Source organism: Bacteroides xylanisolvens XB1A, from assembly GCF_000210075.1.
GTDB classification, from domain to species: Bacteria; Bacteroidota; Bacteroidia; order Bacteroidales; family Bacteroidaceae; genus Bacteroides; species Bacteroides xylanisolvens.
Genome location: NC_021017.1, coordinates 735,060 through 747,128, shown reverse-complemented (window position 1 = coordinate 747,128; position 12,069 = coordinate 735,060). Strand labels below are relative to the sequence as shown.

General features: G+C 43.1%; 6 protein-coding genes and 1 pseudogene. 2 read left to right on the top strand and 5 right to left on the bottom strand.

Going from position 1 to position 12,069, the window contains the following annotated elements; all coding sequences use genetic code 11:
• Window positions 1-618 (top strand): patatin-like phospholipase family protein (locus tag BXY_RS03075; protein WP_208946744.1); only part of this gene is annotated, 618 nt, incomplete at its 5' end.
• 79 nt (window positions 619-697) lie between these two features.
• On the opposite strand, the gene BXY_RS03070 is transcribed toward BXY_RS03075, so the two are convergent.
• The 5 genes and pseudogenes from BXY_RS03070 to BXY_RS03050 form a co-directional block, all read right to left on the bottom strand.
• Window positions 698-1,585 carry an SDR family NAD(P)-dependent oxidoreductase gene (locus BXY_RS03070; RefSeq protein WP_015531198.1) on the bottom strand — a complete coding sequence of 296 codons (888 nt, stop codon included), beginning with the start codon at window positions 1,583-1,585 and terminating at the stop codon, window positions 698-700.
• Window positions 1,586-1,698: 113 nt separating this feature from the next.
• Window positions 1,699-5,559: a family 78 glycoside hydrolase catalytic domain gene (locus tag BXY_RS03065; RefSeq protein ID WP_015531197.1), complete on the bottom strand. Its 3,861-nt coding sequence runs from the start codon at window positions 5,557-5,559 to the stop codon at window positions 1,699-1,701.
• Window positions 5,560-5,688: 129 nt separating this feature from the next.
• Window positions 5,689-7,156 (bottom strand): annotated as a pseudogene (locus BXY_RS03060) (glycoside hydrolase family 140 protein).
• Between the two features lie 20 nt (window positions 7,157-7,176).
• Window positions 7,177-8,379, bottom strand: a complete 1,203-nt coding sequence (locus tag BXY_RS03055; RefSeq protein ID WP_008771002.1) for a glycoside hydrolase family 88/105 protein — start codon at window positions 8,377-8,379, stop codon at window positions 7,177-7,179.
• 13 nt (window positions 8,380-8,392) lie between these two features.
• Window positions 8,393-10,861 (bottom strand): glycoside hydrolase family 95 protein, encoded by a 2,469-nt coding sequence (locus tag BXY_RS03050; protein ID WP_015531194.1) that lies wholly within the window; start codon window positions 10,859-10,861, stop codon window positions 8,393-8,395.
• A gap of 221 nt (window positions 10,862-11,082) precedes the next feature.
• Between BXY_RS03050 and BXY_RS03045 the strand changes: the two genes are divergently transcribed.
• Window positions 11,083-11,700 (top strand): DNA polymerase ligase N-terminal domain-containing protein, encoded by a 618-nt coding sequence (locus tag BXY_RS03045; protein ID WP_004308227.1) that lies wholly within the window; start codon window positions 11,083-11,085, stop codon window positions 11,698-11,700.
• Window positions 11,701-12,069 lie beyond the last annotated feature (369 nt).

Below are 12,069 nucleotides of genomic sequence, written 5' to 3'. Positions count from 1 at the left end.
GCTTCAGGAAAAATGGAAGAATGTAAAGAATGGCTGTATAGTTGGGACAAACGCAAGATGTGGGAATTGGCGGATCTTACCTTAAGCCGGGATGGATTAGTGAAAGGTGACCGTTTTATTAAAGAACTGAAACAAATTATTCCGGACATGAATATTGAAGACCTGCCTGTCCCTTATGTAGCGATGGCTACGGATATTGTCCGCGATCAGGAAGTCAGGTTTGACAGAGGGAGCTTACATGAAGCTATCCGTGCGTCTATTTCTATCCCTATGCTTTTCCGCCCATTAAGAAAAGACGGTATGGTATTGATTGATGGAGGTATTCTGAATCCTCTTCCATTGAGTCATGTGCAACGCACTGAAGGAGACATTCTGATAGCTGTCGATGTGAATGCACCCATTGATACCGGAAAGAAAAAGAAAGTATCTCCTTATAATCTGTTGACAGAATCTTCCAGGATGATGATGCAGCAAATCACCCGTTATCAGATAGAACGTTGTCAGCCGGATATCTTAATTCAAATTTCCGGCGATACGTATGATATGTTGGAGTTCCATCATGCTGCTTCGATAGTGAAAACTGGAGTGGAAGTTGCTCGAAGAATATTAATGCAATAAATAGTGGATACTATCGTATTTGTTATCGTGCCCAAAAGACCTTAACAAATACGATAGTATTCATTAAAGTGATAGATTTTTATTCAATATAAATCATCTTTTTCGTCATTCCCCCGTCAATAGTGATGTTTTCTCCATTGATGAAATCATTGTTTTCCTCGCAGAGAAACAGACACATGCGGGCAATATCTTCCGGTTTGCCTACCCGGCGTGAAGGATGCTGTGAATGGTCTTCCGGTTGGAGTTGATCATAATCATGAGTCTGTATCCATCCCGGAGCAATGGAATTTACGGTGATATTCCATTCGGATAAAGACAAAGCCAATGCATGAGTCAAAGAATAGATACCACCTTTCGATGCTGCATACCCTTCACTTCCCGGTTCACTCATCAGATAACGTGTAGAGCAGATATTTATAATTCGGCCGTATGGGTTGGGAGAGGGCTGCTTTTTACGATGGATGGCAAGCAGCCGGGAAGTGATGAATACAGGACGCAGGTTAATAGAAAGAATTTTGTCGAAATCCTCTACACTTGTTTCTGTGATAGAAGAAAATTTGCTGATACCGACGTTGTTGACAATAATATCAATATCGTTCCATTCGGCAAGAATGGTTTGCATACAACTTTCAAGTGCGTTTTTATCACTTACGTCGACCTTATGGAACATAGCCCCGGTTGCCTTCGCAGTCTCCTGTCCCGATGTTTCGTTTATATCACAAAAGGCAACTTGATTTCCAGCTAGGCAAAAAGCTTCTACTATTGCTTTGCCTATTCCTTCCGCTCCGCCTGTTATAAATACTCTTCTTTTTGAATCCTCCGGTTTTGAAACCGTTGAAGTGTGAGACTTCGATTCAGCCGGACGTACTGCTGTTAGTTTCTTCTTACCATATTTTTGTGCTTGTTTCCAAGCAGCTTTTCGGGCTTCGTATTGTTCCTGTTGTCTTTCTATGTAATTATCTGCCATCGTTATTTTTTATTTATTGGCAAATGTAAAGTATAAAATGGATAAATACAAGAATCGACCGCTCTTTTGCGGGCAAAGGAGCGGTCGATTTCATTCAGATGATCGTTCAATATTTAAAACTTCGTCGGATCTATCTCTGCATATTTAATTCGTTGACGGCGCCATGTATAAATGGCATGCAGCTTCCCGTCTTTCCCCTGAATAATGCTAGGGTAAGAGTATTGGCTGATCGGACTATCTTCTAATGTAAGAACAGGCTGCCAATTGATACCATCTTCTGAAACGGCCACACAGAGCGGAGTACGCGGACCTTTCGGAGTTCCGGGCAATGTAGAGAAATTATTGTAGATAAGGATATGTCTACCGTCTTTCATTGTCACGGCATCCGTACCGGAATTATTATTCGGGACATCCAGCAACGTAACTTTACTCCATGTGTCACCATTATCACTGCTCCACGCAGTTGCTACCTGTGCGTTACGTGTACGACAGAGTATCTGTAATCTTCCATCCTTATGCTTCAAAATACTGGGTTGTATTGCATAAACAGGTTTGGCTCCTTCTCCTTCGATCGCTTCTCCGCCTTCCTGGTCATCCACATTCACACCTCCCTTTTTACGATTTTGGGTGGGGACAGATAACTCGGCATCCAGTGGTCCGACCATCTTCCAGGTCTTGCCTTTATCATCGGAAATCTCGAAATGGACACGCCATCCGTTACTTCCTTCCGTACTGGAAGGGCAGATGATACGCCCATTGATATATTCCGGTTTATTCTTAATAGGTCCAAGAAAACCTTTCGGAAGCGCTTCGCGTTTGCTCCAGGTTTTTCCTCCGTCGCGTGAACGGACAAGCCATCCTGTCCAGTCGCTCACTTTCAAACCTATTTTATAAAACAGAATCAGGTCACCTCCGGGAATCTGGAAAAGAACTGGGTTCCAGCAAGCTTTTCTGCGGGCAATAAGTGTTCCTTTTGCATCTTTCACCGGGGTACAGGTTGAATCGATTCCAGCTAATACTGCTTGTGAGTCTTTGAGTGAAAACACACCGTCGGCAGCAAGTTTGGGGGCGGTCCATTCTTTAGAGCCTTTAGGTTTACGACATACCCAGATGCAACAATCCGGATTGCGCTCTTTGGTTCCTCCGAAGAAAGAGGCTACGAGATCACCATTTTTCAGCTCTACTATCGTAGCTCCGTGACATTCGGGGAAAGAAGCGTTTTCGTACAGAAATTCATCAGTCAGAATAGCCGTATTCCGGGTGGGAATGTCTACACTGAAATGATATTTTCCTGATCCGATTTTTTCTTTCCGTCCATCCGGAAGATGTACTTCCCCCGTCGTATTGGCGGGAAGTTCGATATCCCATTCCAAATGTGTGGGAGTCTTTGTCCATCGGCTGGTTATTTTTCCGTAGATACTTATGTACGATGCATCCACGTTACTCAACTCCTGAATTTCAAAAGCCGGCTGGAAGACGATATGCTTGTAACCGGACTTCCAGCGGTCCGCACGGATACCTGCCAAGTTATTGAAGCACCACGGTAATAAATCACCTAAAAGCATCACGTGATTACCGCTATTCATTTCAGGATTTGCCGTATCACCGTTCCATAACTCCCAAATAGTGGTAGCACCTTTTTCAACCATATATCCCCAGGAAGGATATGTTTTATTGGTAGCCAGTAGATAAGCTACATTGGCATGGCCGCGACGGCTCAATTCACGCAATAACCATTGTACGCCGATCACTCCGGTACTTATATGTCCCTTGTTGGTTGTAATAATGGAAGTTACGGCATTTTTAGCTACTTCATTGATATAGTTCTTTGGCACTAGACCAAAAGCAAGTGGCAAGATATTGGCAGTAACTGTGTTGTTACCATAGAAAATACTATCCGGATATAAGGTATGTCCCGGTACGGGAGAGGTACCTTCCTTTACGTGAAGAAAACGGGCATTGAATGCGTCTTTCATGCGATGTTCCAAATCTTCCCATTCTTCTGCGTCAGCTTTCAGCCCTTGCAGGCTTGCAAAGCGGTGCATCAGTTGTAATACTTTCAGATAATAAGCGGTTGCGATCAGAGCTCCGTCAGTCTTGCGGGAAGGGTCCTTGCTATGAATTAACTCCAGTGATTCGGGTGGAACGCACCAGTCACCATATTTATCTTTGGTGATGATAAGATCCTCTGTCATGTAGTATTCACGGATATGAGATACCCACTTCTTGATAGCCGGATAATTCTCTTCGATCGGACGTTTATCTCCAAAGTTTGTGAAAAGCATGTCGCAGGCCATTGGTAAAGCGGCAGGCCAAGTCACATTGTCCGAGTAGTAGTTCCAGTATGCTGGGGCTACATCAGGAATACAGCCGTCTTCCCGTTGTGCTTCACGGATGTCACGCGTCCATTTGGTATACATGGCGTAATTATCGAAAAGCATGCTTTCTCCCCAACAGCCCATGGTACGGTCACCCAACCATGGTTGGCGTTCATTCCGTTGCGGACAGTCAACCGGCATCCCTTTATAGTTGCTCCGGATTCCCCAAAATGCATTACGGATAATCTTATTCAGAGTTTCGTCAGAACAGTTGAAAGTACCGATATGCTCCATTTCATCTTCTACTACTTCGGCAACGAAATCTTCTGCCTTCGCATTCGGATAACCGCTGACTTCTACATAACGGAATCCATGATAAATAAAACGAGGTGCCCAGGTAGCATCTTTTGTTTCGCGTCCGCTGACAACATATACATCTGTAGAACGGGCATCCCTGAAGTTTCTTGTATAAAGTTCGCCATTGTCTTGCAGACTTTCTGCAAAACGGAGACGGATGCTATCGCCAGCCTGTCCTTTTATCCGGAAACGTACCCAGCCCGCCATATTCTGACCGATATCCAGGATATATTTGTTACCAAGCTTTTTAATAGAAACGGGCTTCAGGGTTTCTGTAACTTTCATGCCCGGCATCATTTGTGCGCGCAATGTTCCTGAAGGAATACTGACACGTTGGGCCGGCATCCAGTTTTTGTCATCATATCCGGTTTGAGTCCAGGCTCCTAGCTCTTTACGGGCATCATATTCTTCGCCATCATATTCATTATTGCTACGGATAGGACCTTCAGTAGTCAATTTCCATGAAGTGTTTGTAGCAATCGTTTCTTTGCTGCCGTCTGCATATTCCACAATCAGATTCAACCGGAGTTTAGGATAACCGAAAGTCGGTATCTTATACGGTTTATAGTTCTGACGCATCGTATAGAAGCGACCATTTCCGAGAGTTACTCCAATAGCATTTTCTGTTTGAAGCAGTGAAGTAACATCGTATGTGTTGTACAGAATTGTTTTCCGGTAGTCGGTAGGAGCAGGTACCAGTACTTGATTGCCGATGCGTTGTCCGTTGATAAACAACTCGTACAATCCCATTCCGGCGATATGTACTGTGGCACGTTTCACACTTTTCTTTACTGCAAACTCTTTACGGAGATAACGGGCTGCCAAACGGCTCCATTGTGTTTCGCTGTCTCCGGGAGCGGCCCTGTCCAAGCCGATCCATTGTCCTTGCCAATCTGCTTCATTAAATAGTCCGGTGGTCCAGAAAGCCGGAGCACTCCAATTTGTTGCACCTTTGGTGGTGTCTATTTTCACTTTCCAATAGTAGGGAGCATTACATTTTAATATTTTTCCCTGATAAGTGATCCATTGGGAAGCGTCAGATTCAATCTTTCCTGAATCCCAAATATCTCCTTTCCCTTGTTCCAATAGCTCCGGGGAAGATGCGACAAGAATGTGATACGCAGTTTGTATCACATTCTGTTCATCCGATTCGATGCGCCAACTCAATCGGGGTTGGCGCACATCGATACCTGCCGGATTTTTCAACTGCTCCGTTCGCAGGTCAGTTATACCTATGGCTGCGTATAGTGAACCTGCAAAGAGCAGAAGAAAGAAAAATGATACTATTCTTTTATTCATAAGTATGTTCTCATAATTCGTTTATATAATAAATTTAGGCACGGATTGCATGGATTAACGCTGTCGTTTTACTTATCTGTCATTCTGAAAGCCGTGAAATCCGTGTAATCTGTGCCTAATAATACAAAATTATTTAGCCCATTTTTGTTGTGCATTTGGTAATTCTGTCCAGGCCTTCTCTACATAGTTCTTACTACTATCCACTACAATCAGAATATGATCGTTTCCACTGCAATAACCACTGTCGTGCTGGAATTTGTGCACTCCGTTATCAAATTCTCCGATGTATTCCAGTTTACCATCTTTCGTGGTGTACCACCAGGCATTCTTTTTTGCGCCGCTAATCTTGCTGAAATCAACTTCCATCGGACGTCCGGTATAGTTGTATACCATCAGATAATCATTTCCACGTGTAGCGATAGCGCGGTCATAACGTTCTCCATTCTGTCCTGTGATGATAGACTGATCGGGTATGCGTTCGAAGAACGGGAAAGTCAACATCAGGTTTTTCAGATACTTCATCTGATTGTAGCCCGGATCATTCAACGCATCATACCAAGGTTTCTTTGCACCATAAGCACCACCTACACCCGGTTTGATAAATTGCATGATGGAATTATGACCGTAAGTATGTCCGAAAGAACCTGCAAATACAGACCAATAAGCATAACGACGTACGTCATAATCCTTCCACAACAGTTCGTTTTCATCGTGCAGACCATGAGGTATTTCTTCATAGATCGGTTCACCGTCAATCACAGGCTTCATGGGTTTCATGGCCAGGCTGCGTTCTACAAAACGCCAGTTATCTTCTTCCGTATTTTCTTCGATAGGGTAGTCACCATCTCCGAAACGTTGCCCGTAGCGACGATGTCCGCTTTGAAACATGTTGAAATCCAACCAGGGAGCGTTATTGAACCAAGTTGCGGAAGTTGTTCTTCCACGTGGATGGAATGTCATCAGGTGATTTTTGTCGATAGCTTTGATAGAGGTTGCCAAAGCTTCCCATTCAGCAGTTTTCACGTCGCCACGGATATCTCCACCAATAAACCAGATAATATTCGGTTCGTCCTTATAACGCTCTGCCAAAAACTTGCCGTATGCTTTTGCCTGTTCTACAGTCATCTCGCCCCGGTTCACCGGGCTTCCCCAAATGCAGACCATGCCGATATATTGTCCCTTCTTTGCTGCTGTACGGATGATGTAATCCATGTGATCCCAATAACCGTATACGCCTTTTTGATTGATGTTTTTTGAAGTTGTATCCGTCAATCATCGAATATTGTCCGTAGATATTCATAGACGGAACATTGTTCAACGTTTGAACCTGAATCACGTTGTATCCGCGACGTTTGCATTGTTCCAGGTAATATTCGGCTTCATCCCGGTTCAAGCGTTCGGGCAATAGCCAACCGGTTTCTCCTAACCAAAAGAAAGGAGCACCGTTTTCGTGTTTCAGGTAACGTCCCTCTTCGGAAACTATGAGTTTGCCGTTGTCCCAGGGGATATACGTCTTTTGTGTTTTCTTCTGTGCTGCAGCCGAAGTTGCCATTGTCAATAGCAGCAACAAAAGGGGAATAATCTTGAATTTTCTCATTGTATTTTATCGTTTTTAGTTTATTTTTTAGTCATTTTCTCATACTCAATAGCAGCCAAGATGAATGAACCTACCGATTTCGGATCATTTTCTATAATCGGTTCACTGATATAATACTCAAATGAGCCGTCACGATATCTTTTTGAATCTCCGCCCAATCCTGCAACAGCACAGCAATTGGTAATTGTATAGCTGCCATCCTCTTCCAAACGGGTAAATGTCTTTACCATTCCGTCAAAGGCTTTTTGTGTCGGTTCGATATATTCGTTGCCAATATATCCTTTATTGATAGCTTTGGCAAGCGTATAGATAAACAGGGCAGTGGCAGATGATTCCAAATAATTACCTTCACGTGCTCCCTGATCGGTTACCTGATACCAGGTTCCGGATGAAGGATCTTGGTATTTCACAATCGCTTTTGCCAATCCCTGCAGAATTTGTATAATGCTGTCGCGTCCGGCTGTTTCCTGTGGCAGGAAGTCCAGTACATCTACAATAGCAGCTCCATACCATCCGATACTGCGACTCCAAAAATTAGGAGAGCAACCTGTTTCAGGATTTGACCATTTCTGTTCGCGACTTTCATCCCATCCGTGATAAAAAAGCCCTGTTGCAGGATCATAAGTCTTGCTATTTATCAAAAGAATCTGTTTTGTTGCTTCGTCAAATAAAGCGGGCTCATTAAAAGTAGCACCATATTGAACCAGATAAGGAGAAGCCATAAAAATTCCGTCCAGCCACATTTGATGAGGATATCTCAATTTATGCCAGAATCCTCCCTCACTGGTACGGGGTTGCTCTGCCATTTGCTTACGCAAAGTATCCATGGCTATTTTGTAGCGTTCGTCTCCAGTCTGTGCGTAAAGATCGAAAAGAATCTTTCCACCGTTGACATTATCAATATTGAATGAAAGATATTTCATGGTTTTGATATGTCCGTCAGCATCGATCAGACTATCTGCATATATCTTGGCATACTCATAATATACGCTGTCCCCGGTATGTTTCCATTCTTCCAACATGGATTTCACTACTAATCCGTGGGTATATCCCCAGCGTGGTTTTTTAGCTTTTTCAATCATCCAGGGTTCGGGGAAACGTTTCATTTCGGAGCGTGCCATGCGTTCACTCCATTTTTCCGTTTCTGTTTTTTGAGGTGCTGCGCAAGCTAGGAAACAAGCAGTTCCACAGGCGACAATCAGTTTCAATAAGTTTTTGTTCATATCGGTCGAGTTATTATTTTCCAATCAATACATATTCTTTTCCTGCTTTGGTAGGTAGGTCATAGAGGTATGTCTCTGCAATTTCCACTTTGTTCAAGTTGGCCTTTTCGTTAATCAATGGCTCCGGAATGGTGGGGACTGCATAAAGAGGGTTCGGATTTTCACCTTTGGCACGCTTCAAGCCATTCCCGGTTAATGGATTGAGCGAACGTAGACGACAATTTCCTCCCTTATGAGATTTGACAACCAGCCGGCTGACTCTCCCGTTTTTCCAACTCAAATCAAGTTCGAAACCTCCACGGGCAATAATTCCTTTGATAGAACCTTCTGTCCAAACGGTAGGCAGCGCAGGAAGCAAATATATAAAACCATCGTAACTTTGCATCAACATCTCTGCAATACCCGCGGCACAACCAAAGTTTCCATCAATCTGAAATGGTGGGTGCGCATCGAACAGGTTAGGGTAGGTGCCTCCTTTTTTCTTTTCATTGCGTACGAGAGTCAGCTGGTCAGTTATCAGCTTGTAGGCGTGGTCGCCATCAAGCAGGCGTGCCCAAAGGCAAACTTTCCATCCCATGCTCCACCCGGTCGACGGGTCGCCACGATGAATCAGAGAAGTACGTGCTGCATCAAATAGTTCAGGAGTACGGTAAGGGGAAATCTGATTGCTGGGGAAGAGTCCGTACAAATGAGAAATGTGACGGTGTACGTCCTTCGGATCATCCCAGTCGAACATCCACTCTTGTAATTGCCCCCAATGTCCCACCTGCATGGGAGCCATTTCTTTGAGACGTTGTGTCAGATGAGAGGCAAACTCCTGATCTGTATCCAGTATTTGAGAAGCAGATATAATTGCTGTCCAAAGATCGAAAATCAATTGGTTGTCCATGGTGCATCCGGCAGCTGTAGTAGCTTTCCCGTTACTTCCCGAATGTACATTCTCCGGTGAATTACTGGGGCAGACTACCAGCCAGTTGTGTACGGGTTCTTTCACCATAATTTCATCAAAGAAACGTCCGGACTCTTTCAGTATCGGATAGACAGAACGCAGGAATTCCACATCTCCGGTGTATAGATAACGCTCCCAAAGATGTCGGCAAAGCCATGCGCCACCACTGGGCCACATACCCGAAGGAGCTTTGTCAACTGCTCCTGTAATACGCCATATATCCGTGTTATGATGCAACACCCATCCGTTGGCTCCATACATAATCTTAGCCGTCTCTTTACCTGTGTCACTCACTTCTTTTATCAGACGGAATAACGGTTCATTCAGTTCACTTAGATTCGTTACTTCCGAAGGCCAGTAATTCATTTCCAAATTGATGTTACAAGTATATTTGCTATCCCAGGAAGGGAATAATTTGTCATTCCAAATTCCTTGTAAATTGGCGGGTTGTCCTCCCGGTTGGGAAGAACAGATCAACAAATAACGTCCGAATTGAAAATAGGTGGCAACCAGATGTGTGTCATTGGTGTTTTTGAAATTCTCCACACGCTTATCGGTGGTTACATTCGCATATTGGTCTCGTCCCAAATCAAGAGAAACGCGTGTCAGATATTGTCGGTAAAAATCAACATGATTCTTCTTCGATTCAATGAACGGATGAACCATTGCTTTCGCCAAATAATTCTTTGCCCGCTCTGTCTGATTACCGGTGATGTCTTGATAGTTGTTGAAATTAGTTGCAATGGATACATAGATAACCGCTTCGTCGGCTTTCTCAACAGAAAGTATTCCATCGGCACAAGCTATTTTCCCACCTTTATTTTTAGCAGTCAATCTGCCTTGAAATTCTACTTTTCCTTTCAATCCTTCATGCAAGGAAGAGACTCCCGAGAGTGTCACACAGTTTCCCTCTTCAGAAGCGATCATAACATCCTGGTGAGGGGAAGTGAGTTGTGCATTGAAAGTAATTTGTCCGGGACGATTGGCGGTCAGTCGTACCATTACTACCTGATCGGTAAATGAAGTAATCGTTTCGCGTTGATACTGCACTCCGTCTACTTCATAACGTACGATTGCACGTGCGGAATCCAGACTTAATTCCCTGTAATAATTGGAATAACGTGTATGACCTGGAAAAGCGATTCGCAGGTCACCAAAACTTTGGTATGGCATTCCTGAATTAGTCTTTGCCATCACCTTCTCTGTGGCCAGTGTCTGTGCTTCAAGATATTTTCCGGCAAAGACCAGCTCACGCACTTTCGGAATATATTCCAGTGCATCCGGATTGGCGTTATTATTGGGACGTCCCGCCCAAATGCTTTCTTCGTTTAGTTGTATTTGTTCTGTGCCTGGTGTTCCATATACCATGGCCCCCAAACGACCATTCCCAAGGGGTAATGCCTCGGTCCATACCTGTGCGGGACAGTCGTACCATAGCTTGTATTCGGGTACAGAAGACTTCTGTTCCTGCGCCTGAATACAACCAACAGACATCGTGACGAACAGATATCCGATTAATCTCTTTTTATTCATTTCCTTCCAATTGCTTTTATACTTTTATAAAAGGACGATTGAAAGGGATTTTTGTACCCACTATGCAGGCAGTAAGAAAGGGAGAAGACTAAAAATAAGTTAGCAAACTTAAATGCAGTTCTAAAGCCATTAAAATAGATGAATTTCGACAAACAAACAGATATACTGATTGTTGTCACATTGAATCATTCGTTTTTTTATTCACCTAAAAAATACAGATTATGGCAAAGAATTCTCCCGATGAAGGAAAAAACATCAAAATGGTAGAAAAGCAGGCGGTTGAAGCCTCTATGATTAACCTCAAAGAGTACCGGGCAAAAAGGCAATTCGGTAAAACACCGGAACCGATGGCGGATACGGTGGAAACTCCCAATCGAATGCCTGTTTTTGTTGTTCAGAAGCATGATGCCAGTCATTTTCATTTCGATTTTCGTTTGGAAGTGGATGGAGTATTAAAAAGTTGGGTGGTGCCTAAAGGACCTTCCATGAATCCAAAAGATAAGAGGTTGGCCATAGAAGTAGAAGACCACCCCTTGAGTTATGCGCACTTTGAAGGAGTTATACCGGAAGGTAACTATGGAGCAGGTACGGTGGAAATATGGGATAGTGGAACCTATGCTTACGTTGGTAATAATCGTAACATTTCCGCTGCTATTAAAAATGGAATACTTGAATTCAAGTTACACGGGCATAAACTCAAAGGGCTATTTGTCCTTATACATACCAATATGGATGATCAGGATAAAGACTGGTTGTTGATAAAGAAAGACGATGTATTTGCGGCCACTCACGTTTACGATGCAAAGATTATTCCGTCTTATGATGAGGTATTCCTGTAAACTATGATCTGACAGTACTTATCAGAAGTCTATTATTTTCAAATTATATACGCGGCTTGATAATTCTACTTATTTCATTATTTTAATGATTAAGTGGAACTATATGTTCGTGTGGTTGTATTGTTTTGTGATAAAATATTTTACAATTACTATGTTTTACCAAATGAAATGATGATTTTAGAATCTATCCCTTGAGATTTCGGTAACAAACGATATTGTTACCACTTTTGATAGAAAATACCCATTGTTTTTGTTAGAATCCACCTCATATGTGGATGTTGAAAAGTTTATACTTGTGCCGGATTTAGACACGTTAAAAGGTCATCAAACGTGTTTTGCTGAAAATGTAAGTATTAATCAAATCCTATA